We start from the raw sequence: 25,250 nt of genomic DNA on the forward strand, positions 1-25,250 counted from the left end.
CGCGCAACAATCCACTGGACGAAGCCCCGGCGCTTGACTACAAAGCCAGAGACATCGGGAGATTGTTATGACCCCACGCGCCGCCTGCCTTGCCTGCCTGGAGCAAAACCCGCCTGCGTTGTTCGAGGCGGCGCTGTGGATTGCCGTGGAGCACCAGCCCACGCTGCAACCGGTCGAGGTGCTGCAACGGCTGAACGCTTTGCAGCAGCAGGTCAGTCAGGGTTTGCCTAACCTGCCGCTGCAGGAACTGGCGCAACCGCTGCTGCGCCGGCTGAGTGAGATGGACTTTCATGAAGACGACGAACGCCCGTTACGGCCAAGGGCAGCGCTGCTGGATCAGCTTTTATTGCGCCGTCGCGGCCAGCCACTTTCCCTAGCTTTGCTCGCCCTGGAACTGGCCAGGCGCTTGGCGATTCCGCTGCAGGGGGTGAATTTTCCGGGGCACTTTCTGCTGCGCGTACCGGGCGCCGATCATCTGCTCGACCCGTGCAGCGGCCGGCGCCTGTATACCCGCGAATGCCGCGAGCTGCTGCAGCGCCATCTGGGCCCGACTGCCGAATTAAGCGCCAGCCAGCTGCAGCCCTGCGATGCGCGCAGCATGCTGCAGCGCCTGTCGCGCAACCTGCGACAACTGCATCAACTGGACGATGACCCACTCGCCGCGCTGCGCGATGCCGAGCGCGTGCTGTTGCTCGGTACGCCGACCCTGCATGACCACCTGGCCCGCGCGGAGATTTATCAAGTGCTTGATTGTCCGCAGGGCGAACGCTTCGATCTGCAATGCGCCCTGCTGCTCAGCGATGATCCGGCGCAGCATCTACAACTCAGCCAACGCCTACGCCTGCTCAGCGCCAGCCCAGCGCTGCATTAGAAAAGGCTATGTGTCCATTATGTGTTGCAGGCCGCTTTTGTAGGGTGGGTTAGCGGCACGGGGGGCGGTTATGGGGACGCCACGCAATTCGAGCGCCGCGTAACCCACCATTGCGGCTTGCCGGTAGACCGCCATGGTGGGTTACGGCGCGTTGAAAGTCGGTGGTGTTTGTCTGATCCCGGTTCGCGCCTAACCCACCCTACGTATTACCGCGCCTCATGCATCTTATAGCTGCTCGGAACGACTCAACACATAGCGGCTACATAGCCTAGAAAAATCCCAACGCCTTGGCCTTGGCCACCGCCTGAGTACGCCGCGCTACGCCCAGCTTGCCGTTGATCCGCCGGGCGTGGGTCTTGACCGTGTGCAGGGAAATAAACAACTGCTCGGCCACTTCCTGATTGGACAGGCCCTGGGCGATCAAGCCGAGCACCGCCAGTTCGCGACTGCTCAGGGCATTGGCGCTGGCGGCAGGCGCAGCATTCGCCGCGTTATCAACCTGGCTGGCCACGCGAAACCACGGGCGCTGATACCCCAAGCGCCGCTGCAAGGCCTGGCCGGTCTGCCGGGCCTGCTCGGCGCCAGCTTTATCACCACAGGCTGCGCAGGCGTCGGCATAGTTCAGCCACAACTCGCTGACCAACGCCTGCCGCCCCTGGGCTGCCACCTGCTCCAGCAACTGGTGCAGAGGCTCGCGCACATCCTCACCCTGTGCGCGGTCCAGCTGCAGCAGCAGCGCCTGAAAGCGTGGAATCAGCTCGGGGAAGTTTGGCGTCGGCAGCACCGCTTTAACCCGCTGTTCATAGCCCAATACCCGCGTTGCGGCGACGCGCGCCCGCGCATGGTGGCCCTGGGCAACCCACAGGTGGCTGCTGGCCAGCAGCAGGGTGCCGCGATACAGGGTTTCACTGACGCGCTGGCGCTGCATCTGCCGTTCGGCTTGCGCCAAGTGAGCAAAGGCAGTGGCAACATCGCCCTGCCCCATCGCCAACTCGGCCAGGCCGAGGTAGCCATGAAACGCTCCCGGATCACCGCAGGCGAGGGCATGTTCAAGCCCGAATTGCAGCAGCGTAGCCGCTGCATCCGCACGGCCCTGGCGCAGTTGCAGGCGACCCAGGCGTAGCTCAAGGCGTGCCAGTACCGGCGTGTTGCGCAAGGCGGTCGGCGCGGTTGCCGTCAGCACCCGCTGCAGCAGCGCTTCGGCGCGGGCAAATTCACCCCGTGTCTCCAGCAACAGGGCGTGGTCCAGCTCCAGCAGGGCTTCAAACACCGGGTTGCCATGCAGGCGTGCCTGCTTCAAGGCTTCAAAACTCAGCTTCTGCGCCACCTCCAGCTGACCTTCGCCAATGGCCACCAGGGTCAACGCCGAACGGCACAGCAGCGCCTGCGCCCACGCGCTTTGCGGCAGCCCCTGCAGGGCGTCATGCAGATGGCTGCGGGCATCCACGGCACAGACTCGGCCGTAGGCGATGATGCCCTGGATGGCCTGCCAGTGAGCGAACAGCTCGCGAGTCCGCGCACCGTCACTGCGCGGCTGAAAGCGCGCCAGCTGGTTAATACAGCTCTGTGCTTCATCCAGGCGACCGACCAGCAGCAACACCCAGGCGTTGAGCAGAATCAGCCGCGGCGTGCTGCACAGCAGGCTGTCCGGCAGCTCACTGCGCCAGCGCAGAATCAGTGCCAGGTCCTGACCCTGCAGCACCTGCTCCTCAGTAAAACGCTCAAGAAAACTGCCGGCCACGTCCGGTTGCCCGGCCAGCAAGGCGTGCTCCACCGCCGCACGAATATCGCCATGGCCGGCAAACCACTGGCTGGCATGCACATGCAAGGCGTTGTGCGGCAGATTCGCGGCCTGCCGCTGCAGCAGCCGGGCCAGCGGCGGAAACAGCACGTACCAGCCCTTGGCTGCGTCCAACTCCTGGATAAACACGCCGCGCTCGATCAGCGCGCGTAACCACTGCGCGCCCTCGCCCACGCCAAACAAATGGTCGCACAGCGCCAGGTTAAAGCGTGGCAACTGCGCCAGTTGCTGGAGCATCTGCAACAGTTCATCCGGCAGCCCTTGCAGCACTTCGCGCTCGACGTACTCGGCAAGCAGTTGGTCATGCTCGCCGTCCTGCGGCGCGCTCAGCGCAGTCGGTTCGGCCTGCGCCGCCAGCAGACGCAGGCGCAAGGCCGCCGGCCAGCCCTGAGTCAATTCATGCAGATCGTGCGCCCAGGCGCTGCGGGTTGGGTCCAACTGCTGCAACCAGGCCAGCACCTCCGCTTCGTTGAAGGCCAGCTCGCTGGCGCCCAGTTCGAGCAGCTCGCCTTCCAGCAACAGGCGCGAAAGGTTACACGCCGGCCGCCGCCGGCTGCCCAGCCACCAGCAAATGCCCGGCGGGGTGACCATCAGCAGTTGATTGAGAAAGTCATCGAGGGCGTGATTCGGTTGCGCCGGGTAGTCATTGAGCATGATCCACAGCGGCCGCGACTCCTGCGCCAGGGTCGCCAGCAGCTCGCCACTGCTGAGGTCTGCGGGGTAGTCGAGCAGCTTGCCCAGCTGCTGAGTCAGCTGCTCGGCATGCAGGCCTTCAGCAGCGCAGTTCAGCCAGAGCAGGCGGTAATTAGCCGGGCATTCGCGGGCACAGTCGGCCAACAACACGGTTTTGCCAAAGCCGGCCGGGCCGACCAGCAAACGCAGGCGGCAGTCGTGCGCGAGCAGGCGCTGCTGCAGGGATAGCCGGGAGATATGCCCAGGCGGCGGGCGTTGTACGCTGCCACAGGAAGACGCTGCGGCGCTCAGCGAGAATGGCGCTAATGCGTTCATGACGGCTCGTTTTATTGTTCTTGCAGGAACCGGATCATTGCAGGCTAAACCGCAATGGCCAAGGCTCACAGTTCTATCACCACAGATGATGGCGGGCGATAAAAAAGGCGGCCAGAAGGCCGCCCAATCACGGAGTAACACGTGCAGGTTATTGGCCTAGCGAACGCCGGAGCTGCGCAGTGCGGCTGGCGTGTAGTCTGCAGCCGTAGCTTTGAAACCGAAGTTATAAGCCGATTTTTCTTCGTTCTTCATACCCAGGGCCAAATAACGACCAGCCACCAGGTCATACAGCGCTTCAAGGGTGTAGCCCGGCACTTGATGGTTGTAGTAGTGCTGCGCATGACCTTCGGCAACACGCCAAAGCTGACCACGGCCATCGTAATGATCAACCAGCGCTATCTGCCAGCTGTCCTCGTCGACATACATGTGGCGCTTGGCATAGATATGCCGCTCACCGCTCTTCAGCGTGGCAACCACTTCCCAAACCCGGTGCAGCTCGTAGCGCGTCAGGTCCTGATTGATGTGCCCGGCTTTAAGCACGTCGTCGTACTTCAGTGACGGCGAATCAAGCTTGTAGCTGTTATAGGGGATGTACATTTCCTTCTTGCCGACCAATTGCCAGTCGTAACGATCAGGCGCCCCGGAGAACATATCGAAGTTATCGGCCGTACGCATGCCGTCAGCGGCGGTACCCGGCCCATCGTAGGCCACCTGCGGAGCGCGGCGCACGCGGCGTTGACCGGCGTTGTAAATCCACGCCAGGCGCGGCTCCTTGACCTGGTCGATAGTCTCGTGGACCAGCAGCACGTTACCGGCCAGGCGCGACGGTGCGGTTACCCGCTGCTTGAAATACAGCAAGACATTGCTGCCCTTGGCCGGATCAAGATCGGGCATATCCGCCGGGAAGGCCACTTCATCTTCGAACTTAACCAGGCTGTAAGAGCCATTGGTCTGCGGCGTCGCCTGAGTCACCACGCGTCGGGTGTTACCACCCCGGTAACGGGTGATGTGGTTCCAGATCACCTCAACGCCTGTCTTGGGAATTGGAAAGGCGTAGTAACGGCTGGCATTGAAGTTCTGCAGGCCGTTACCACCGTCTACGGGCGTGGTATTGACCGCACTGACCTTGGCGGCATCGGCAATCGCTGCAGGCACGGCGGTGGTTCGATGCGAGGGGTAAACCGGGATCTTGTAGCTATCCGAGTACCGTTTGAGCATGGCCATCTGACCGGCTGAGAGCTTGTCTTTGTACTGCTCGGCATTGGCCGCGGTAATCGTAAACAGAGGCTGCTCACTGGCATACGGATCAGCGAGAAACCCCTTGCCATCGACAGTCGCGGCACTGGTAGACAGACCGCCATCCCAGGCAGGGATACTGCCATCAGCATTGCCGGCCACTTCCCCGCCCAGCGGCGTCAAGCTGGTACCCAACTGAGCCGCTTCTTGTTCAGAGACTGCGGCCATCACGCTGCTGGCTAACAACGTCAGCAGCAGCGCACCAGTTTGCAGGATTCTTGTGTTTTTCATGGTGTACGGATCCTTTTGCACTGCGTTGATCAGAAGTTCACACCAAAGCTCAGGGCAACAAAGTCACGGTCGACGTTGGTGTTGTAATCACCACCAAAGAAGTCGGTGTAACTGAGGCTGGCGTTATAGGTGTTCTGGTAGTCAGCGTTCAGGCCTAGGCTCACCGCCTTACTGCCCTCGCTGAAGTTGGGGCCATAACCATCGACGTCATGCGACCAGGCAATGCTCGGCGTCAGGTTGACCCCGGCGAAAACGTTGCTGTACTCGGCGCTAGCCCGCAGGCGGTAGCCCCAGGAGCTGCTGGTGAAGAAGCCATCGTCATTACACTGATCTGGGTTGGCGGCGTTCACCCCTGCAGTACAGGTCGTGTTGGGGTTGAGCTGACCAATGCCATAGACCGGATCGCGACCGAAGCGCAGCTCACCAACATCATCATTAATACCGCTGACATGGTTGTACCCCACCTCGCCCACCAGGGTCAGGCGACTGGCCCCCAGCACTCGGTCGAAAAACTGCACCGCCGATACTTGCGCTTGGGTCACCGGCTTGCGCACGTAGCCGGCCACTTCCTCACCCACCGCATTGCGCCCATGGCCGCTGGTAAATACCGGTGAAAAACCCTGGCGCAGGGAGGCAAAGGTCATGTCAGTGGAGTTAATGCCGACCGGCATGTTCGGCCGGTAACTGAGTTCACCCGACAACGCCGTACCTTCGATATTGGTCTGGAAACTTACGCCATACAGACGGATATCTTCCGGGTACTCCAGAAAGTAGCGGGCAGCCTGTGGCGCCCCGGTGCCGACAATAATGCTGCCGCTCGGGGTACGGCTGTGGTAATTCATCGCGTACAGGCCGAACTCAGTGTCATGTAACGACTCGGCAAACCAGCGCAAGGCAACGCCGAACTGACCGCTGTCACGAGCATCACGGTCGCCCGCGCGAGGAATGAAGACGGGATTGCCCGGCGCACCGGTGTTGTTTGACGCGTCCGGCGCAACATCGGCCCCGGCTACCACCAGGCGGTCATTACAGCCATCGGCGGCCGTATCGCTAGGCGCGAAGAACGTCCCGCAGTTATCGATAACGGTCTGATCCCACTCCAGCTGGTAGAACGCCTCCATGCTGATAGTGTCGGTCAAGCTCTGCGATACATAAAGCATGTTGACCGGAATCAGCCCCTCCTTGATCTCCGCACCTGGGCGGCGGAACGCTGCCGCATCCACAGGGTTGATCGAGTTGATCGAGTTACCGATAAAGGTACTTTCACCCCAGCTGACCACTTGCTTACCGACCCGCACACTGCCCGGCATGCTGCCCAGGTTGTAGTTGTGATAGATGAAGGCATCGAGCATTTCCGCACCGGAGGCTTGTGCCGCAGTCTTGCGATTGTGGTCATCGATGTCATACAGCAGCCGGCTTTCGTCCTTGGTCTCGAAGTCGTACCAATACTTGCCGCGAATAAACACGCCGGTATCGCCGTACTTCAATTCAAGGTCGTGAATACCTTTGAATATCTTCGAAAAGGTTTCACCTTTCTTGAAATTCAGGCGGCCGTCATCGTTGGTCTGAGAAGACGCCTTGCCACCGTTGCGCGTGCCGATAAAGTCGGGATCGGCACCACGCACGCTCCAACTGGCTCCCACAGAAAGCGATGAGTCGAACTGCGCTTCGACCTCACCAATATTGAATGTAATAGCCTGGACAGGCGCGACACAGCCAACAGCAATGGCAATCGCCAAAACGCTGGGCTGGAAGATGGCATGTCTTGTTCTTGTTCTCATGCGGCTCTCCTGGAAAGCGGGTTTCGTGTTGAGGCCCACACGCTACCCAGCCCCCCGCCAGCGGATAAGCGCCCGAAAGAGGTATTTGCCCTGTCAGCCGAAAGAGTGAATACGCCTCTGGAAAGCCGCTCTCCCGCCGGCCCATGGACCATTTCAATGGCGCTTTATAGGGTGGGTGAATGACCACGGCGGCTCGGCAAGGCAATTGGCCGCTGCTGGTGTTGCAACGAAGGCAGCGCTACGGCAGCTGGGCCGGACCTGATCGCCGGCTCCACCAAGACATCGTATCGATTTAGATACACCGTAATGAAAGCGACACAAAGCGTTCAGCCCGCGACGCCAGAGCCTTTGCGCTGTGCCTTATGGATGAATCGTTCATGCGCGTATCGAAATCGCTACATAAGCGGCAAAGACGAATACATAAAAACAACTTAAGTTGTTGTTTTTATTGATAAAAATAACAATGGCACCTACCTTGCTAAGGTCTTTCCACCTTCCGCTCGTGCCCGGCACGCGCGCCCAGCACATCGCCCCCAACAGAAAGGGCGAGTCACCACCCTTGAGGAGTTCACATGAGCGAATTGCGTTTTACCGTTGAGCACGAATGGCTGCGTCAGGATGCCGATGGTCTGGTTACCGTGGGCATCACCGCCTATGCCCAGGAAGCCCTGGGTGACGTGGTATTCGTGCAGCTGCCGGAAGCCCAGCGCTACGCCGAGGGTGACGAAGTGGCCGTGCTGGAATCGGTAAAAGCTGCGAGCAATATCGCCATGCCGCTGGACGGTGAGGTGGTCGAGGTCAATGGCGAGCTAGAATCCAGCCCTGAGCTGGTCAACGAAGACCCCCTGGGCAAGGGCTGGTTCTTCCGTTTCCGTCCGGCCAATGCCAGCGCGGTAGCCGACCTGCTCGACCAGGCCGCCTACGAGCGCCTGCTCAACGCCAATGCTGACGCCTGAGAGAGTGTGATGACCAAGCTGACCACCCAGAACGAATTTGTCGCCCGCCACATCGGCCCGCGTGACGCCGATACTGCTGCCATGCTCGAACTGCTCGGCTACGCCAGCATCGACGCGCTGACCGATAACGTCATCCCCGAGAGCATCAAGGGCACCAGCGTGCTGGGCTCTCTGCCGGGCCTGTCGGAAGCCGACGCCCTGGCCAAGATCAAGACCATCGCCGGCAAGAACCAGCAGCTCAAGACCTTTATCGGTCAGGGCTACTACGGCACCCACACACCAAGCCCGATTCTGCGCAACCTGCTGGAAAACCCGGCCTGGTACACCGCTTACACCCCGTACCAGCCAGAGATTTCCCAGGGCCGCCTGGAGTCCTTGCTGAACTTCCAGACCCTGATCAGCGACCTCACCGGCATGCAGATCGCCAACGCCTCGCTGCTGGATGAAGCCACCGCCGCCGCCGAAGCCATGACCTTCTGCAAGCGCCTGTCGAAGAACAAGGCCAGCAACGCCTTCTTCGCCTCCCAGCATTGCCACCCGCAAACCCTCGACGTGCTGCGCACCCGTGCCGAGCCGCTGGGCATTGAAGTCGTGGTCGGCGACGAAGCCGCGATTACCGATGCCAGCGCCTATTTCGGTTCGCTGCTGCAGTACCCGGCGAGCAATGGCGACATCTTCGACTACCGCGAACTGGTCGAGCGCTTCCACGCCGCCGGTGCCCTGGTTGCCGTCGCCGCTGACTTGCTGGCCCTGACCCTGCTCACTGCGCCGGGCGAGTTCGGTGCCGACGTGGCCCTGGGCAGCGCGCAGCGTTTTGGTGTGCCGCTGGGCTTCGGTGGCCCGCATGCCGCCTATTTCGCTACCCGCGATGCGTTCAAGCGCGATATGCCGGGCCGCTTGGTCGGCATGTCCATTGACCGCTTCGGCAAGCCGGCCCTGCGCCTGGCCATGCAGACCCGCGAGCAACATATCCGCCGCGAGAAGGCCACCAGTAACATCTGTACCGCCCAGGTGCTGCTGGCCAACATCGCCAGCATGTACGCCGTGTACCACGGCCCGAAAGGCCTGACCCAGATCGCCCAGCGCGTACACCAGTTCACCGCAATCCTGGCCAAAGGCCTGCGCGCCCTGGGTTACAGCGTTGAGCAGGAATTCTTCTTCGACACCCTGACCCTGGCCACCGGCGGCAAAACGGCAGCCCTGCACGCTGCGGCGCGCAAAGCCGGGATCAACCTGCGTGAAATCGATGGCGAGCGCCTGGGCCTGTCCCTCGACGAGACCACCGATCAAGTCGCCGTTGAAGCGCTGCTGGCGGTCTTCGCCGAAGGCAAAGCTGTTCCAGCCTTCGCTGAACTGGCGGCTGGCGTAATCGCTCAGCTGCCAAAAGGCCTGCTGCGCGAAAGCGAAATCCTCACTCACCCAGTATTTAACCGCTACCACAGCGAAACCGAGCTGATGCGCTACCTGCGCAAACTGGCCGACAAGGACCTGGCGCTGGACCGCAGCATGATCCCGCTGGGCTCCTGCACCATGAAGCTCAACGCCGCCAGCGAAATGATCCCGGTGACCTGGGCCGAGTTCGGCAACCTGCACCCCTTCGCCCCGGTCGAGCAGAGCCAGGGTTACACCCAGCTGACCACCGAACTGGAGGCCATGCTCTGCGCGGCCACCGGCTATGACGGCATTTCCCTGCAGCCGAACGCCGGGTCCCAGGGCGAGTACGCCGGTCTCTTGGCTATCCGTGCTTACCACCTGAGCCGTGGCGATGATCAGCGCGATATCTGCCTGATCCCGCAGTCGGCCCACGGCACCAACCCGGCGACCGCCAGCATGGCCGGTATGCGCGTGGTGGTAACGGCATGCGACAGCAGCGGTAACGTCGATATCGCCGATCTCAAGGCCAAAGCCGAAGAGCACAAGGATCGTCTGGCTGCACTGATGATCACCTACCCCTCGACCCACGGCGTGTTTGAGGAAGGCATCCGCGAAATCTGCGCGATCATTCATGACAACGGCGGCCAGGTGTACATCGACGGCGCCAACATGAATGCCATGGTCGGCCTCTGCGCCCCGGGCAAGTTCGGCGGCGACGTCTCGCACCTGAACCTGCACAAGACCTTCTGCATCCCACACGGCGGTGGTGGCCCAGGCGTTGGCCCGATTGGCGTCAAAGCGCACCTGATTCCGTTCCTGCCTGGCCACGGCCATATGGCCCGCAAGATCGGGGCGGTCAGCGCCGCGCCGTTCGGCAGCGCCAGTATCCTGCCGATCACCTGGATGTACATCAGCATGATGGGCGGTGAAGGCCTCAAGCGCGCCTCGCAGATGGCCATCCTCAACGCCAACTACATCGCCCGCCGCCTGGAAGAGCACTACCCCGTGCTGTATTCGGGCAGCAACGGCCTGGTGGCGCACGAGTGCATTCTGGATATCCGCCCAATCAAGGACAGCAGCGGCATCAGCGTTGACGATGTGGCCAAGCGTCTGATCGACTTCGGCTTCCACGCCCCGACCATGTCCTTCCCGGTCGCCGGCACCCTGATGATCGAGCCGACCGAAAGCGAATCCAAGGAAGAACTGGACCGCTTCTGCGACGCCATGATCGCCATCCGCAACGAGATTCGTGCGGTGGAAGCTGGCCAGTTGGATGCCAACGACAACCCGCTGAAAAACGCCCCACACACCGCCCTGGAACTGGTCGGCGAGTGGACTCACGCCTACAGCCGCGAACAAGCCGTGTACCCAGTGGCCAGCCTGATCGAGGCCAAGTACTGGCCGCCGGTCGGCCGCGTCGACAACGTGTTCGGCGACCGCAACCTGATCTGCGCCTGCCCGTCCATCGAGGCGTATCAGGAAGCCTAAGGCGATGTAAACGTAGGATGGGTTGAGCGCAGCGATACCCATCACGCCGCTGGCCATCATCGATGGGTTACGCGGCGCTCAACAGCGGTGTTGTGGGCATGCTCAGTGCCATACGCCGCTAACCCATCCTACGTTTTTGTTTACCCAAGAATTTCGACTCACCTCTACCCGAGGCGGGTTAGCTGCACCTCATATAAAAACCAGAGGGCCTCACCATGTTTAGCAAGCACGACCAACTGCAAGGCTTTGACGACGCCCTGCTCGCCGCAATCAACGCCGAAGAGCAGCGCCAGGAAGACCATATCGAGCTGATTGCCTCGGAAAACTATTGCAGCCAGCGCGTGATGCAGGCCCAGGGTAGCGGCCTGACCAACAAGTACGCCGAAGGCTATCCGGGCAAGCGTTACTACGGCGGTTGCGAGCATGTCGACAAGGTCGAGGCCCTAGCCATCGAGCGCGCCAAGCAGCTGTTCGGCGCTGACTATGCCAACGTGCAGCCGCACTCCGGCTCTTCCGCCAACAGCGCGGTGTACCTGGCCTTGCTCAATGCCGGCGATACCATTCTCGGCATGAGCCTGGCCCACGGCGGCCACCTGACCCACGGCGCCAAGGTGTCGTCCTCCGGCAAGCTGTACAACGCGGTGCAATACGGCATCGACGAACAGGGCCTGATCGATTACACCAAGGTGGAGCGCCTGGCCGTCGAACATAAGCCGAAGATGATCGTCGCCGGCTTCAGCGCCTATTCGCGCACCCTTGATTTCGCCCGCTTCCGCGCCATCGCCGACCAGGTCGGGGCGCTGCTGTTTGTCGATATGGCCCACGTTGCTGGCCTGGTGGCCGCCGGCCTGTATCCCAATCCGCTGCCGTTTGCCGATGTGGTCACCACCACCACCCACAAAACCCTGCGCGGCCCGCGTGGTGGCTTGATCCTGGCCAAGGCCAACGAAGAGATCGAGAAGAAGCTCAACTCCGCCGTGTTCCCCGGCAGCCAGGGCGGCCCGTTGATGCATGTGATCGCGGCCAAGGCCGTGTGCTTCAAGGAGGCGCTGGAACCAGGCTTCAAGACCTACCAGCAACAGGTCATCGACAACGCCCAGGCCATGGCCGAAGTGTTTGTTGCGCGCGGCTATGACGTGGTCTCCGGCGGCACCGACAACCACCTGATGCTGGTCAGCCTGATCAAGCAGGGCCTCACCGGCAAAGCCGCTGACGCGGCCCTGGGCGCGGCGCATATCACGGTGAACAAGAACGCCGTACCGAATGACCCGCAGTCGCCCTTTGTCACCTCCGGCATCCGCATCGGCACCCCGGCAGTCACCACCCGCGGCTTCAAGCAAGGCGAGTGCCGCACCCTGGCCGGCTGGATCTGCGACATCCTCGATGAGCTGGACAATCCAGCCGTGGTCGAGCGCGTTCGTGGTCAGGTTGCGAACCTATGCGCCAGCTTCCCGGTCTACGCTGACTAGAACGGTACGCAGTTTTTGCCACTCGCGGCGCGGTTATCCAGCGCGCCGCATCATCGCCGCTCCACAAGGGCGGCAGCAAAACACGCAGTCGGAGCAAGCATGTCACTTAGCGTTTTTGACCTCTTCAAGATCGGCATCGGCCCTTCCAGTTCACACACCGTAGGGCCGATGCTGGCCGCCCTGCGCTTCGCCGATGGCCTGCGCCGCGATGATTTACTGAGCAGCACCGACAGCATCAAGGTCGAGCTATACGGCTCCCTCGGCGCCACCGGCAAGGGCCATGGCAGCGACAAAGCCGTACTGCTGGGCCTGGAGGGCGAGCAGCCCGATACGGTCGATACCAACAGCGTCGACGCCCGCCTGGCGATGATTCGCAGCAGCGGCGAACTCAAGCTGCTCGGCGAAAAGCCCATCCGTTTTGTCGAAAAGCAGCACCTGGCAATGATCCGCAAGCCGCTGCCCTTTCACCCCAATGGCATGATCTTTCGCGCCTTTGACGCCGCCGGTTTGCAAATCCGCTCGCGCGAGTACTACTCAGTCGGCGGCGGCTTTGTCGTCGATGAACAGGCCGCCGGTGCCGACCGTATCGTCGAAGACACCACCCCATTGCAGTACCCCTTCACCACCGGCAAACAACTGCTGGCGCATTGCGCCGAGCACAAGCTGTCGATCAGCCAGGTGATGCTGGCCAACGAGGCCGCCTGGCGCCCGGAAGCCGAAACCCGCGCGCGCCTGCTGCATATCTGGCAGGTGATGCAGGATTGCGTCGAGGCTGGCTGCCGCAACGAGGGCATCATGCCCGGCGGCCTGAAGGTCAAACGCCGCGCCGCCGATCTGCACCGGCAGCTGTGCAAACACCCGGAAGCCAGCCTGCGTGACGCCTTGAGTGTGCTCGACTGGGTCAACCTCTATGCCCTGGCGGTGAACGAGGAAAACGCCAGCGGCGGCCGCGTGGTCACCGCACCGACCAATGGCGCGGCCGGTATCGTGCCGGCGGTGCTGCATTACTACAGCCGCTTTATCCCCAGTTCCAACGACGACGGCGTGGTGCGCTTTCTGCTCACCGCCGCCGCCATCGGCATCCTCTATAAAGAAAACGCCTCGATCTCCGGGGCCGAAGTCGGCTGCCAGGGCGAGGTCGGCGTGGCCTGTTCGATGGCTGCGGGCGCCCTGTGCGAAGTGCTTGGCGGCAGCGTCAACCAGGTGGAAAACGCCGCCGAGATCGGCATGGAACACAACCTCGGCCTGACTTGCGACCCCATCGGCGGCCTGGTGCAGGTACCCTGCATCGAGCGCAACGCCATGGGTTCGGTGAAGGCGATCAACGCCGCGCGCATGGCCCTGCGCGGCGACGGTCAGCATTTCGTCTCGCTGGATAAGGTGATCCGCACCATGCGCCAGACCGGCGCCGATATGAACAACAAGTACAAGGAAACCGCCCGCGGCGGCCTGGCCGTAAATATTGTCGAGTGCTGATTCGCCATGGCGTGCTCGCGACTTGCTGCGATCTGAACCGTCACACTGAAATCATCCCCTCGCCCATCTGGGGAGAGGGCTAGGGAGAGGGGTCGATATAGACCCCACCCACCACATTTATGGAGAACCGCATGACCACTGAAACCCTGGCGAAAACCCCGCTACATGCCCTGCATCTCGAACTGGGCGCGCGCATGGTGCCGTTCGCCGGCTACGACATGCCCGTGCAGTACCCGCTCGGGGTGATGAAGGAACACCTGCACACCCGCGAAGCCGCCGGCCTGTTCGACGTATCCCATATGGGCCAGATCGTCCTGCGCGGTGCAGCTGCCGCCAAGGCCCTGGAAACTCTGGTGCCGGTGGACATCATCGACCTGCCGGTGGGCATGCAGCGTTACGCCATGTTCACCGATGACCAGGGCGGCATTCTCGACGACCTGATGGTCGCCAACCTGGGTAACGACACCCTGTTTTTGGTGGTAAACGCCGCCTGCAAGGACCAAGACCTGGCCCACCTGCAAAAGCATATTGGCAACCAGTGTGAGATCGAAAGCCTGTTCGAGGCGCGCGCACTGTTGGCGTTGCAAGGCCCTAAAGCCGTCGACGTGCTGGCGCGCCTGGCCCCAGAAGTGGCGCAGATGACCTTTATGCAGTTCGCCCCCGTGCGCCTGCTCGGTGTCGACTGCTATGTCAGCCGCTCCGGCTACACCGGCGAAGACGGCTTCGAAATTTCAGTCCCTGCCGAACACACCGAAACCCTGGCGCGTAGCCTGCTGGCCGAGCCTGAAGTGGCCGCCATCGGCCTCGGCGCGCGCGACTCACTGCGCCTAGAAGCCGGCCTGTGCCTGTATGGCCACGACATGAGCAGCAGCACCACACCAATTGAAGCCAGCCTGCTGTGGGCCATGTCCAAGCCACGTCGCGCCGATGGCGCCCGTGCTGGCGGCTTCCCCGGTGCCGAGCGGATCTTCGCCCAGCAACAGCAAGGCGTTGCCAGCAAGCGCGTCGGACTGCTGCCCCAGGAGCGTGTACCGGTACGTGAAGGCGCGGAAATCGTCGATGCCGATGGCAACGTGATCGGCAGCGTATGCAGCGGCGGCTTCGGCCCGACCCTGGCTGCCCCGGTAGCCATGGGCTATGTGCAGAACAGCCATATCGCCCTGGATACCGAGGTATGGGCCATGGTGCGCGGCAAGCGCGTGGCGATGAAAGTCGCCAAAACCCCGTTCGTACCGCAGCGCTACTACCGCGGCTAAACTCCGCACGTAGCCCGGATGCAATCCGGGGCATCGGTGGTGGCCATTCGGCCATCCCCGGATTGCATCCGGGCTACTCGTTAACCGCTCCGCTACTCGCGCAGCTGCCCAACCATGGCGGCGGCCACGCTCAGTACATCCTTGCCCAGCTGCATCGAACGCGCACCGCTCCAGCCAGTATGCGGATTGGGACGATCGTCGTGATCCTTGAACGGCATTTCGATGGTAAAGGCCAGGCAATCGAACTCCATGCCGACGGCGTTGCAGGCCAGACTGGTGTTGGCCTGGCCAAACTGATCGGGGGTGTAGCCGAAGGCGGTCTGGAACTCGGCGCCGTTATCGATCAGCAACTGTTTGAACTGGTTTTCCAGACGTTGCAGGCGCGGGCTATAGCCGGGATTGCCTTCACAGCCGGCGACAAACACATGAGGAATTTCCTCGTCGCCGTGGATATCCAGAAACAGATCGACGCCCACGGCGCGCATCTGCTGCTGGACGAAATACACCTCAGGGCTGTCCGTCTCACTAGCCGACTGCCAGGCGCGGTTAAGGTCGCACCCAGCGACGTTGGTGCGCAGATGACCCCGGAAGGCGCCGTCCGGGTTCATGTTCGGCACCAGATACAGATCAGCCTGCTCCAGTAGAGCATTCAGCTCGGCGTCATCACGCCGCTGCAGACGCTCAAGCAGCCCCTGGATAAACCACTCGGCCATATGCTCGCCGGGATGCTGCTGAGCGATCAGCCAGATCGTGCGCGGCGCCTGCGGGTTGCGGCTGATGCGCAGCAACTCGATAGGCCGGCCCTCGATGCTCTTACCCGTGGCAAACAGCTCGGCGCCAGCCAGACGCTGCGCATCCTCGATCAGAAGCGCATGGCGCTCACGGCTGTAGGGCTCGAAATAGGCGAACCAAACCTGCCCGTGCTGCGGCTCGATGTCGAAGTTCAGCGCGCCATCCTCAAAACGGCTGGGCACCCGAAACCAGTTGACCTGGTCATAGGACGCCACCGCGTTATAACCGCTCCAGGCATTCTTGTAAGACGACTGCCCGGCATTGACCAGGCTGAAGCCGTAACGCTGCCCAGGCTGCAAGCCCTCGACCTTGAAGTGAAACCACTGGAAATGCCCACTGTTGAGATCGGGGCGAATCGCCAGCTGCACCTGCTGCGGGTTGCTGGCGTCGATGACCTCAATATTGCCGCTGTCGAAGTTGGAGCTGATCTGCATGGATACCTCGAAGGCCTGGATGCATGGAGAGACGCGAAGATGAGCAAGAATCGCAGCTCTGGCGCGCGGGCGAAACGCTGCAGGCGACAAACTGATATGGAATCTGCAACCCGCCGGGCTGCCGACAGCTCGACCGCCGCGCAACTTGCCAGCATGCCTGTAGTCTTGTGTGTACCCGCTACAGGTTCGACTTAACGCTCAACGCCATATCAAGGGAGCAGCAATCCGCATGAATATTGCGCCACAACGCCACCGCCCACTGTTGTTGCTGCTCTGCGCATGCCTGCTGCTGGCCGGCTGCGCCAGCCAACCGGAACAAAGCCAGACCGAACAGCCCACCCAGCAAGCCGATGCGCCCCGCGAAAACAGCGCCGCCGAGGCCAACCTGCGCAGCCAGGCCAACCGTGGCGACCTCGACAGCCAGTTCCAGCTCGGCAGCCTGTACTTCGTCGGCAAGCCGCACAAGGACCTCAAACAGGCCGAGTACTGGTGGAAGCTCGCCGCCGACAAAGGCCACGCCATGGCCGCCGTCAGCCTGGCCTACCTGTATACCGGCCGCGACAATCCAGACTTCAACAACCCGCCACAGATGCTCAAGTACCTCAACCAGTCCGCCGCCGGCGGCAACCCGATGGCCCAGCACATCCTCGGCAACCTCTACCTGCGCGGCGAGCAAGGTGTGCCGCTGGACACCAATCAGGCCCGGCGCCTATTTACCAGCGCTTGCCAGCAGAACTACAGCGCCAGTTGCCGCGCGCTGGAAAATACACCTTGAGCCAACATTTAACAGCGGCGGCAGGGGCTGCGTTACAACACAGTTACAGCAACAAGATCGAGGCAGCATCAGCCACAACTTATCGCAACTAAGGGATTCGCCCGTGCCGCTGCGCACCATGTGCTCCATGTTTGCCATTTTGTTCTGCAATGCCACTTCGGCGGCCGCGAGAAAGTCACCCCAGTGCAGTTTCAGGCATTCAATCGCGGGCCGGGCATGCTGCGCACTAACGGCCTGCCTGCAACCATTGTGCAACGCTACGGTCTACATCCTGCCAATTAAGCAGGCTGGACATTTAACTTGGCTTCGCCATAATTGCCGGGCGCAACCTAAATTAGCCCTTTAACAAACCTGACAATTCGTTCAGGTCATCCACACTTAAAGGGCACTCCAGCGCGGTAATAGTCATTAAAACTATTCGCCACGCGCAATAAATGCGTGAGCTAAAACTGTTTGGCCGTCTCAGGTGCCCAGGTCATATGCCTGGCATCCAGCCAATATTCTGTTCAAGACCATGGGTAACTACGTGACGAAAGACGAACTGCGCGCCGAACTCGAGCGCCAGGCGCAGCGTTACAAGGATGTATACGGCGGGGAAGTGATTACCTACGCCGCTCAACCGGACCCCGAGCGCAAGCCGTGGCGCAAGAAGGCTAACCTTCTCGACCAAGCGTTTGAAAAAGAGCTGGTAAAAATCGAAAAAGAGCTGCAAACCAAGGCAGACGAGGCCTCTGGCTGACGCCCCGCAACCTTGATGTCAGATCACGCGGCCATCCCTGATCGGGATGGCCGCTGACTCAGCGCCCCTTACCGCCCATCAACGAACCCAACAGACCGCGTACCAGTTGCCGACCAATCTGATTGGCCGCCTGGCGCATGGCCGTTTTCATCACCTGACTGGCAAGACCGCCAAGCAACTCACCGGCCGCACCACCTATACCGCTACCGGCCTCAGCCTTTTTGCTAGCAACGCTCGGTTTACTCTGCTCGGCCTGCTGGGCAGCGATCTTTTCGGCGCGGGCAGTCAACAACTCGTAAGCCGACTCCCGATCAATTGGTTTGTCGTAACGTCCCCGCAAAGGCGACTGCTGGATCAAGGCCGTTCGCTCAGCATCGCTCAGTGGCCCGATGCGCGATTGCGGCGGTGCAACCGCCACGCGCTGCACCATGGCGGGCGTACCTTTAGCTTCCATAGTGCCTACCAGCGCCTCGCCAATACCGAGTTCAGTCAGTACAGCTAACGTGTCGATAGCCGGGTTAGGGCGAAAGCCTTCGGCGACCGCACGCAGCGATTTTTGCTCTTTCGCGGTAAAAGCACGCAGGCCATGTTGAATACGTAAGCCAAGCTGAGCGAGCACATCATCCGGCAAGTCGCCCGGCGATTGGGTGACGAAATACACCCCCACGCCTTTCGAACGGATCAACCGCACCACCTGCTCCAAGCGTTCCTGCAAGGCCTTCGGCGTTCCGGCAAACAACAGGTGCGCTTCGTCGAAGAACAGCGCCAGCAGCGGCTTGTCGGCGTCGCCGCGCTCCGGCAGTTGCTCAAACAACTCGGCCAACAGCCAAAGCAGGAAGGTCGCGTAGACCTTCGGCGCTTCATGTACTAGGCGACTGGCGTCGAGCAGGTGAATGCGCCCGCGACCATCGCGGTCCGGGTGCAGAATGTCTTCCAGCTGCAGCGCCGGCTCACCAAACAGCGCTTCGGCGCCCTGCTGCTCCAGGCCGGCCAATTTGCGCAATAAGGCTTGCGATGAGTTGGCGGTAAACAACGCACTGTCTTCGCCGAGCACCTCGGGGTGACTTTTCAGATGCGCCAGCAGCGCCTTGAGATCTTTCAGGTCGAGCAGCAGCAAACCTTCTCGGTCCGCCACCTTGAACGCAGCATAGAGCGCGGCTTGCTGGCTGTCGGTCAGTTCCAGCAGCGCGCCGAGCAGCAAAGGCCCCATTTCACTGAGCGTGGTGCGCAGTGGGTGGCCGCTCTTGCCCTGCACATCCCACAGAGTTACCGGGTAGGCCGTCGGCTGATGGTTAAGCCAGGGCATGCTGGCGATGCGCTCGGCGACTTTGCCTTGCGGTGCACCGGCAGCCCCCAGGCCGCAAAGATCACCCTTCACATCGGCGGCAAATACCGCCACGCCAGCATCGCTGAAGGTTTCGATCAAACGCTGCAGAGTCACCGTTTTGCCAGTGCCCGTCGCACCGGCAATCAGCCCGTGCCGGTTGGCCAGACGCAATGCCTGCCCCACCGGCAGCCCCTGCAGATCGGCCCCCACAACAAACTGATCGGTTTGCGCCATCTTGTTATCTCCATGGTTAAAGCTTTACTGCTACTAGGCCGACATAATCAGCATCGCCGCACTGTCGGCGCAGCCGCTGCCTTACATCAGCACAAGACTGATGCCAGAACTTACCGGACGCAAGAAGCCATGACCAACAACCTGAAGTTCAGCCACAAGATTCTGCTCGCCGCCTCATTGGTGGTGATTGCCGCATTCTCGCTGTTCACCCTGTACAACGATTACCTACAACGCAACGCCATCCGCGATGATCTACAAAACTATCTAAAAGAAATGGGCAATGTCACCGCCAGCAACATTTCCAACTGGCTGTCGGGGCGCATCCTGCTGGTGGAAAACGTCGCCCAGTCGGTCGCCCGTGACTCTTCCGGCGAAGCCCTGACCGGCCTGCTGGAGCAGAAGGTGCTGGCCTCCACCTTCGCCTTTACCTACCTGGGCAGCGCCGACGGCAGCTTCACCATGCGGCCGAACAGCGACATGCCCGATGGTTACGACCCGCGCCAGCGCCCCTGGTACAAGGACGCCATGGCCGCTGGCGGTAGCACCCTCACCGAACCCTATGTCGACGCTGCCACCAGCGAACTGATCATTACCATCGCCACGCCCGCCAAAGCGGCCGGGGTGGTCGGTGGCGACCTGAGCCTCAACACCCTGGTCGACATCATCAACTCGCTGGACTTTGCCGGCATGGGTTATGCCTTTCTGATCAGCGCTGACGGCAAGATTCTGGTGCACCCGGACAAGTCCCTGGTGATGAAGAACCTCAGTGAGGTCTACCCGCAAAACACCCCACGCATCAGCGGCGAGTTCAGCGAAGCGGAGCTCAATGGCGAAACCCGCATCCTCACCTTTGCCCCGGTCAAGGGCCTGCCCTCGGTGAACTGGCACGTCGGCCTGTCCATCGACAAGGCCAAGGCCTATTCGATGCTCAGCGAGTTCCGCGCCTCGGCAATCGTTGCCACCATTATCGCCGTGGTGCTGATCATGCTGTTGCTGAGCATGCTGATCAGCGTGCTGATGCAACCGCTGAATGTAATGGGTAAAGCCATGGAAGACATCGCCCAGGGCGAAGGTGACCTGACCAAGCGCCTAACCATTCAGTCCAATGACGAGTTCGGCCGCCTGGCCAGCGCGTTCAACCAGTTTGTCGAACGTATCCATAGCTCGATCCGCGAAGTGTCGTCCGCCACCAGCCAGGTCAATGAAGTGGCGAAACTGGTGGTCGGCGCCTCCAATTCGTCGATGATCAACTCCGACGAGCAGGCCAGCCGCACCAACAGCGTGGCTGCGGCGATCAACGAGCTCGGCGCCGCCGCTCAGGAGATCGCGCGCAACGCCGCCGACGCATCTAATCAGGCCTCTGATGCGCGTCATCTGGCTGAAGACGGTCGTCAGGTGGTGGAAAAAACCATCCAGGCGATGAATGAGCTGTCCGGCAAGATCAGCGCCTCCTGCAGCAATATCGAAACCCTCAACAGCAAGACGGTGAACATCGGGCAGATTCTTGAGGTGATCAAAAGCATCTCCCAGCAAACCAACCTGCTGGCACTCAACGCCGCCATCGAGGCAGCACGCGCCGGTGAGGCCGGCCGTGGCTTCGCCGTGGTTGCCGATGAAGTCCGTAACCTGGCCCACCGCACCCAGGAATCAGCGCAGGAGATCGAGAAGATGATCGAGGAGCTGCAAGTCGGTTCCCGCGAGTCGGTCACCACCATGACCGAAAGCCAGCGCTACAGCGAAGAAAGTGTGGAGATCGCCAACCAGGCCGGCGCACGCCTGAGCAGCGTGACTGAACGTATCGGCGAGATTGACGGCATGAACCAGTCAGTAGCCACCGCCACCGAGGAGCAGACCTCGGTGATCGAGTCGCTTAACGTCGACATCACCGAGATCAACACCCTCAACCAGGAAGGCGTGGAAAATCTCAATGCCACCCTGCGCGCCTGTGGTGATCTGGAGCAGCAGGCCAGCCGCCTCAAGCAACTGGTCGACAGCTTCCGCATTTAACAATTGCGTAAAAAAGCTGGGAGCCATTTTTAACGTCGCGTAGCGACGGCCCGCAAGGGTGGCCGCCATGGATGGCAGGCCATACAAACAAACGGGGCGCTCACTGAGCGCCCCGTTTCTATTTCTGCTTATCGCTGCTTGTTGGCGGCTGTTGGTCTTGCTGCAACTGCCGCCACAGCTCAGCGGCATCGGCAAACTCGGTACCGTCCTCAGGCGTCAGCGCCTGCGGATCATAGCGCTGCGTACAGCCCTCCCCGAGCACAGGTGGCGCGCTGGATGTTGCACGCGCAAGCGGATCAGTCATAACACCCCCAATGCTCTTCGCCGGGCTTCAGTTAAGCGCCAGATGACCTTCGTCATGCTGGGCGAACTCCTTGACCGCACGCAGCACATCGCTGCGACTGACCTGCCCAATCAAGCGGCCCTCTTCAACCACCGGCAAACGCCGACGCCGTCCGCGCAGAAAACGCTCGGAGATTTCGATGATATCCGCCTCAGGCGAAATCACTTCAACCTCAGTGGTCATATAGGCGCTGACATCGCCACCCGCCGACTCGTAATAAGCCCCAGAGAGGATGCCGCGCAAGCAATCACCTTCCGACAACAAGCCCACCAGATGCCCTTGCCCATCGACCACCGGCGCACCGGAAATACGGTGTTCGAGCAAGCGATTGATGGCGGTGAACAGGTTCATTTCAGGACGAAAAGTCACCAGATTGCGGGTCATGTAATCACGTACTTTGATTGACTTGAGCATCAGTAAATCCCTCTTTCTGTACTGAACCGAACCGCAACGTGCACCTCAGTCGAACACCACCGTCTTGTTATCGTGCACCAGCACTCGGTCCTCTAAGTGATAGCGTAGACCACGCGACAGCACCATCTTCTCTACATCCTTACCCAGGCGCACCATCTCTTCGATGCTGTCGCGGTGGCTGACGCGCACCACGTCCTGTTCGATGATCGGCCCGGCATCCAGCTCCTCGGTCACGTAGTGCGAGGTCGCACCAATCAGCTTGACCCCACGCAGCGACGCCTGGTGATACGGCTTGGCCCCGACAAACGACGGCAGAAAGCTGTGATGGATATTGATCACCCGCTGGGAAAACTCCGCGCAGAGTGGTGCAGGGAGAATTTGCATATAACGCGCCAACACAATCACGTCAGCGGCATGGGCTTTCACCAAACGCGCCACTTCATCAAATGCCGGCTGTTTATCCTGCGAATTGACCGGTACATGGAAGTACGGAATGGCATGCCACTCGACCATGCTGCGCAGGTCGTCGTGATTGGAAATTACGCAGGGGATATCGCAATCCAGTTCGTCGCTGTGCCAGCGGTGCAGCAAATCGGCCAGGCAGTGTGATTCGCGACTGGCCATCAAAACCACGCGTTTCTTCACCGCCGAATCGGTCACCCGCCACTCCATGGAGAACTCACGGGCAATCGGCGCAAAGGCCTGACGGAAACCATCCAGATCAAAGGGCAGCGAGTCAGCGCGGATCTCGTGACGCATAAAGAACCAACCACTCTGGTTATCCGAGTGATGGCTCGCTTCGGTAATCCAACCGTTATAGGTGGCCAGAAAGTTACTGACCTTGGCCACAATGCCGACCCGGTCTGGACAGGCAATGACCAATCGAAAAGTACGCATCAACCGCTCCAGCACTCAAATAAAGTCGGCCATTCTAGTCACAGCCGGGGAAAACTGCAGTACTCAAACAGCGCTTGCCCACGCAGCTCTAGCGCAAGAACGAACAGTTGCCGCCAGGTAAATAGCGCAAACAGCGCAGCGATAACTGGCGAATAACTAGACATGTACAACAGACCAGGCACTCAACAAGTTACTGAACAATACAATTCATAAAAAATACCAACAAAGCGGTTTACTTGTGAAAAGTGCCTGACTACTATTGCTATCACTTAATCGTCAATCCCGAATACAGGTATCCCAACATGTCGTTGATCAACGAATATCGCGCCACCGAAGAAGCCATCAAAGAACTGCAAGACCGCCTGAAAAATCTGTCGCAAGACGACAAACTGAAAAAAGAACTGGAATTTGAAGGCAAACTGCGCGCACTGATGGGTGAATACCAGAAGTCGCTGCGTGACATTATTGCCATGCTCGACCCAGACGCCAAAGGCAGCAAAGCCACCCGCGCTACCAAAACCACTGGCACCAAGCGCGCACGTAAAGTTAAGCAGTACAAAAACCCAAATACTGGCGAAGTTATCGAAACCAAAGGTGGCAACCACAAGACTCTGAAAGAGTGGAAAGCCAAGTGGGGCGGTGACGTCGTTGAAGGCTGGGCAACCCTGCTGGGCTAAGCCTGCCACACGCTTTAAGCAAAAACGCCAGCAATGCTGGCGTTTTTTTATGGGTGCTGTTTCAGCAGCGCACTGGGCGTTTTCCCCCACGTATTACAGGGTATAACGCTGGCGTAACTGCTCTGCATAATCTCGCCACTCCAGCAAAATAGCCTGCTGCTGCGCGCCAATATCTGGAAGTAGCGCAGTAAGTGCCTGACTGAATTGTTCGAGCGTGTTCGGCGCACCATATTCGGGCTGGCTCAAACGCTGTTGGCAGAATGCCCACCAACGTTGTTGCTCTTCAGCATTCAGCGTCGCAGCAAAGTTGCGCGCACGGTAGCGAAACAACAGCTCCGGTAAACGCCCATCATCAAATGGCCATGCCGCCTCGGCCAAACGCTGTGGCTCAGCACGCCGCACCTGTTCGCAGAGCCGGCGATCACGATCACCAATAAAGCCATCATATAGCTGCTGCTCAGGGTCTTGATTAGCGGCGAACTGCTCCTCGGCATACACCTGGACAAGTTTGTCCTGCCACAGCCCAGGATTACCGCGCAATTGTTCGGCCTGCGCGTGATAAGCCGGCACGTCGAGTTGCAGACGCTGAATATCTTCCGCGCGCAATACATTCATCGGTGCAACAACCGGGCAACGATTGATATGCAGCAACTTCAATGGCACCGGCAACTCACCCTCGACCAATTGATCACGGCGGGTATACAGACGCGTGCGCAATGTCTCAGCCGACTCGTTGAGCAGTGGCGAGATATCGGCCTGCAGGTCACAGACAATCAACGCATTGCGGTTACGCGGATGCCAAGCCAACGGCAACACCACCGCCAGGTAATGCCGCGCCCCGGCATAGCGCCCGGAAATATGCACCAATGGCTGCAACAAGCGTATCTGGTCTTGTACGCGCTGTTTGCTGCGCAATTGATACAGGTAGTCATAGAGTTTGCGCTGCTTGCTGCGCAGCAAGCGCGCCAAGGCAATGGTGGCCCGCACATCGGACAGCGCATCATGGGCCTGGCCATGCTCGATGCCATTGGCAGCGGTCAGGCGCTCAAGCTTGAGCGTCACCCGACCCTCTTCTTGCGGCCAGACGATACCTTCCGGGCGCAACGCATAAGCCGTACGCACCAGATCGATCAGGTCCCAGCGGCTATTGCCGCCCTGCCATTCACGGGCGTAGGGATCGAAGAAGTTGCGATACAGGCTGTAGCGCGTCACCTCATCATCGAAGCGCAAGCTGTTGTAGCCCACCCCGCAGGTACCTGGCTGCGACAGCTCGGCATGCACACGGCTCATAAACTCGGCCTCATCCAGGCCATGCTGCGCCAGCGTGCTCGGGGTAATTCCGGTCACCAGACAGGCTGCCGGATGCGGCAGGATGTCGTCGCTGGGCTGGCAGTAGATATTCAGCGGCTCAGCAATTTCATTGAGTTCTTCATCGGTGCGAATCCCCGCGACTTGCAGCGGTCGGTCGCGCCGCGGGTCAATACCGGTGGTTTCGTAGTCGTACCAAAAGAGGCTGGAAGTCACTGTCATGTCCTGATGCTGAGGCGCAGGCAGTCTATCACCCTGTATGCATCACGCAGATAAGCGCAGAACCTTGCGCCAGC

18 protein-coding genes and 2 pseudogenes are annotated in these 25,250 nt (G+C 60.6%); 10 read left to right on the plus strand and 10 right to left on the minus strand.

Features of this window, described 5'->3' with window-relative positions:
- The first annotated feature begins 67 nt into the window (after window positions 1-67).
- On the plus strand, window positions 68-871 hold the full coding sequence (locus Q8M42_RS20195) for a transglutaminase family protein (RefSeq protein WP_304863054.1): 804 nt from the start codon (window positions 68-70) through the stop codon (window positions 869-871).
- A 268-nt stretch (window positions 872-1,139) separates the two neighbouring features.
- Here Q8M42_RS20195 and Q8M42_RS21065 read toward each other — a convergent pair.
- The 4 genes and pseudogenes from Q8M42_RS21065 to Q8M42_RS20210 all read right to left on the minus strand — a co-directional run.
- Window positions 1,140-1,349 (minus strand): annotated as a pseudogene (locus Q8M42_RS21065) (response regulator transcription factor); the annotation flags it as partial.
- Between the two features lie 102 nt (window positions 1,350-1,451).
- Window positions 1,452-3,680 (minus strand): annotated as a pseudogene (locus tag Q8M42_RS20200) (helix-turn-helix transcriptional regulator); the annotation flags it as partial.
- A gap of 156 nt (window positions 3,681-3,836) precedes the next feature.
- A complete protein-coding gene (locus Q8M42_RS20205) occupies window positions 3,837-5,207 on the minus strand; it encodes a DUF1329 domain-containing protein (RefSeq protein ID WP_304863058.1) in 1,371 nt (456 codons plus the stop codon).
- 29 nt (window positions 5,208-5,236) lie between these two features.
- Window positions 5,237-6,988 carry a DUF1302 domain-containing protein gene (locus Q8M42_RS20210; RefSeq protein WP_304863060.1) on the minus strand — a complete coding sequence of 584 codons (1,752 nt, stop codon included), beginning with the start codon at window positions 6,986-6,988 and terminating at the stop codon, window positions 5,237-5,239.
- Window positions 6,989-7,560: 572 nt separating this feature from the next.
- Between Q8M42_RS20210 and gcvH the strand changes: the two genes are divergently transcribed.
- The 5 genes from gcvH (at window position 7,561) to gcvT (ending at window position 15,007) form a co-directional block, all read left to right on the plus strand.
- Window positions 7,561-7,944 (plus strand): glycine cleavage system protein GcvH, encoded by a 384-nt coding sequence (gcvH, locus tag Q8M42_RS20215; protein WP_274088175.1) that lies wholly within the window; start codon window positions 7,561-7,563, stop codon window positions 7,942-7,944.
- A gap of 9 nt (window positions 7,945-7,953) precedes the next feature.
- Entirely contained in the window at window positions 7,954-10,806 is a 2,853-nt protein-coding gene (gene gcvP / locus Q8M42_RS20220; RefSeq protein WP_304863063.1) for an aminomethyl-transferring glycine dehydrogenase, read from the plus strand.
- A gap of 215 nt (window positions 10,807-11,021) precedes the next feature.
- A complete protein-coding gene (gene glyA, locus Q8M42_RS20225; protein ID WP_304863065.1) occupies window positions 11,022-12,275 on the plus strand; it encodes a serine hydroxymethyltransferase in 1,254 nt (417 codons plus the stop codon).
- 99 nt (window positions 12,276-12,374) lie between these two features.
- Window positions 12,375-13,751, plus strand: a complete 1,377-nt coding sequence (locus tag Q8M42_RS20230; RefSeq protein ID WP_304863067.1) for an L-serine ammonia-lyase — start codon at window positions 12,375-12,377, stop codon at window positions 13,749-13,751.
- Window positions 13,752-13,882: 131 nt separating this feature from the next.
- Window positions 13,883-15,007 (plus strand): glycine cleavage system aminomethyltransferase GcvT, encoded by a 1,125-nt coding sequence (gene gcvT, locus Q8M42_RS20235; RefSeq protein WP_304863069.1) that lies wholly within the window; start codon window positions 13,883-13,885, stop codon window positions 15,005-15,007.
- Between the two features lie 92 nt (window positions 15,008-15,099).
- Here gcvT and Q8M42_RS20240 read toward each other — a convergent pair whose 3' ends face one another.
- A complete protein-coding gene (locus Q8M42_RS20240; RefSeq protein WP_304863071.1) occupies window positions 15,100-16,233 on the minus strand; it encodes a M14-type cytosolic carboxypeptidase in 1,134 nt (377 codons plus the stop codon).
- Between the two features lie 229 nt (window positions 16,234-16,462).
- Between Q8M42_RS20240 and Q8M42_RS20245 the strand changes: the two genes are divergently transcribed.
- Both Q8M42_RS20245 and Q8M42_RS20250 read left to right on the plus strand, forming a co-directional pair.
- Window positions 16,463-17,008, plus strand: a complete 546-nt coding sequence (locus Q8M42_RS20245) for a tetratricopeptide repeat protein (RefSeq protein WP_304863073.1) — start codon at window positions 16,463-16,465, stop codon at window positions 17,006-17,008.
- Between the two features lie 526 nt (window positions 17,009-17,534).
- A complete protein-coding gene (locus Q8M42_RS20250) occupies window positions 17,535-17,747 on the plus strand; it encodes a hypothetical protein (RefSeq protein WP_304863260.1) in 213 nt (70 codons plus the stop codon).
- Window positions 17,748-17,805: 58 nt separating this feature from the next.
- Here Q8M42_RS20250 and Q8M42_RS20255 read toward each other — a convergent pair whose 3' ends face one another.
- The gene (locus tag Q8M42_RS20255; RefSeq protein WP_304863076.1) at window positions 17,806-19,308 is read right to left on the minus strand and encodes a helicase HerA-like domain-containing protein; all 1,503 of its coding nucleotides are present in this window, start codon (window positions 19,306-19,308) and stop codon (window positions 17,806-17,808) included.
- 129 nt (window positions 19,309-19,437) lie between these two features.
- Here Q8M42_RS20255 and Q8M42_RS20260 point away from each other — a divergent pair, with 129 nt between their 5' ends.
- Window positions 19,438-21,315, plus strand: a complete 1,878-nt coding sequence (locus Q8M42_RS20260; RefSeq protein WP_304863079.1) for a methyl-accepting chemotaxis protein — start codon at window positions 19,438-19,440, stop codon at window positions 21,313-21,315.
- A 118-nt stretch (window positions 21,316-21,433) separates the two neighbouring features.
- Here the strand turns inward: Q8M42_RS20260 and Q8M42_RS20265 are convergent, their stop codons facing one another.
- From Q8M42_RS20265 to purU, 3 genes are read right to left on the minus strand one after another with little or no spacing between them, the layout of a single operon-like run.
- Window positions 21,434-21,619 carry a hypothetical protein gene (locus Q8M42_RS20265; RefSeq protein WP_304863082.1) on the minus strand — a complete coding sequence of 62 codons (186 nt, stop codon included), beginning with the start codon at window positions 21,617-21,619 and terminating at the stop codon, window positions 21,434-21,436.
- A gap of 27 nt (window positions 21,620-21,646) precedes the next feature.
- A complete protein-coding gene (locus tag Q8M42_RS20270; RefSeq protein WP_160013327.1) occupies window positions 21,647-22,072 on the minus strand; it encodes a CBS domain-containing protein in 426 nt (141 codons plus the stop codon).
- A 45-nt stretch (window positions 22,073-22,117) separates the two neighbouring features.
- Window positions 22,118-22,969 carry a formyltetrahydrofolate deformylase gene (gene purU, locus Q8M42_RS20275; RefSeq protein WP_304863086.1) on the minus strand — a complete coding sequence of 284 codons (852 nt, stop codon included), beginning with the start codon at window positions 22,967-22,969 and terminating at the stop codon, window positions 22,118-22,120.
- Between the two features lie 302 nt (window positions 22,970-23,271).
- Here purU and mvaT point away from each other — a divergent pair, with 302 nt between their 5' ends.
- Entirely contained in the window at window positions 23,272-23,646 is a 375-nt protein-coding gene (gene mvaT / locus Q8M42_RS20280) for a histone-like nucleoid-structuring protein MvaT (protein ID WP_275960868.1), read from the plus strand.
- A 93-nt stretch (window positions 23,647-23,739) separates the two neighbouring features.
- Here the strand turns inward: mvaT and sbcB are convergent, their stop codons facing one another.
- On the minus strand, window positions 23,740-25,170 hold the full coding sequence (sbcB, locus tag Q8M42_RS20285) for an exodeoxyribonuclease I (protein WP_304863090.1): 1,431 nt from the start codon (window positions 25,168-25,170) through the stop codon (window positions 23,740-23,742).
- Window positions 25,171-25,250: the final 80 nt, after the last annotated feature.

Origin of the sequence: Pseudomonas sp. (assembly GCF_030684895.1) — a bacterium.
Taxonomy (GTDB): Bacteria; Pseudomonadota; Gammaproteobacteria; order Pseudomonadales; family Pseudomonadaceae; genus Aquipseudomonas.

Excerpts from the sequence above, each read along its gene's own strand:
- Q8M42_RS20195 (WP_304863054.1), top strand. The coding sequence starts at position 68 with ATGACCCCACGCGCCGCCTGCCTTGCCTGCCTGGAGCAAAACCCGCCT.
- Q8M42_RS20230 (WP_304863067.1), top strand. The coding sequence starts at position 12,375 with ATGTCACTTAGCGTTTTTGACCTCTTCAAGATCGGCATCGGCCCTTCC.
- Q8M42_RS20240 (WP_304863071.1), bottom strand. The coding sequence starts at position 16,233 with ATGCAGATCAGCTCCAACTTCGACAGCGGCAATATTGAGGTCATCGAC.
- gcvH (WP_274088175.1), top strand. The coding sequence starts at position 7,561 with ATGAGCGAATTGCGTTTTACCGTTGAGCACGAATGGCTGCGTCAGGAT.
- gcvP (WP_304863063.1), top strand. The coding sequence starts at position 7,954 with ATGACCAAGCTGACCACCCAGAACGAATTTGTCGCCCGCCACATCGGC.
- Q8M42_RS20265 (WP_304863082.1), bottom strand. The coding sequence starts at position 21,619 with ATGACTGATCCGCTTGCGCGTGCAACATCCAGCGCGCCACCTGTGCTC.
- Q8M42_RS20255 (WP_304863076.1), bottom strand. The coding sequence starts at position 19,308 with ATGGCGCAAACCGATCAGTTTGTTGTGGGGGCCGATCTGCAGGGGCTG.
- Q8M42_RS20270 (WP_160013327.1), bottom strand. The coding sequence starts at position 22,072 with ATGCTCAAGTCAATCAAAGTACGTGATTACATGACCCGCAATCTGGTG.
- gcvT (WP_304863069.1), top strand. The coding sequence starts at position 13,883 with ATGACCACTGAAACCCTGGCGAAAACCCCGCTACATGCCCTGCATCTC.
- purU (WP_304863086.1), bottom strand. The coding sequence starts at position 22,969 with ATGCGTACTTTTCGATTGGTCATTGCCTGTCCAGACCGGGTCGGCATT.
- Q8M42_RS20210 (WP_304863060.1), bottom strand. The coding sequence starts at position 6,988 with ATGAGAACAAGAACAAGACATGCCATCTTCCAGCCCAGCGTTTTGGCG.
- Q8M42_RS20260 (WP_304863079.1), top strand. The coding sequence starts at position 19,438 with ATGACCAACAACCTGAAGTTCAGCCACAAGATTCTGCTCGCCGCCTCA.
- glyA (WP_304863065.1), top strand. The coding sequence starts at position 11,022 with ATGTTTAGCAAGCACGACCAACTGCAAGGCTTTGACGACGCCCTGCTC.
- mvaT (WP_275960868.1), top strand. The coding sequence starts at position 23,272 with ATGTCGTTGATCAACGAATATCGCGCCACCGAAGAAGCCATCAAAGAA.
- Q8M42_RS20205 (WP_304863058.1), bottom strand. The coding sequence starts at position 5,207 with ATGAAAAACACAAGAATCCTGCAAACTGGTGCGCTGCTGCTGACGTTG.
- Q8M42_RS20245 (WP_304863073.1), top strand. The coding sequence starts at position 16,463 with ATGAATATTGCGCCACAACGCCACCGCCCACTGTTGTTGCTGCTCTGC.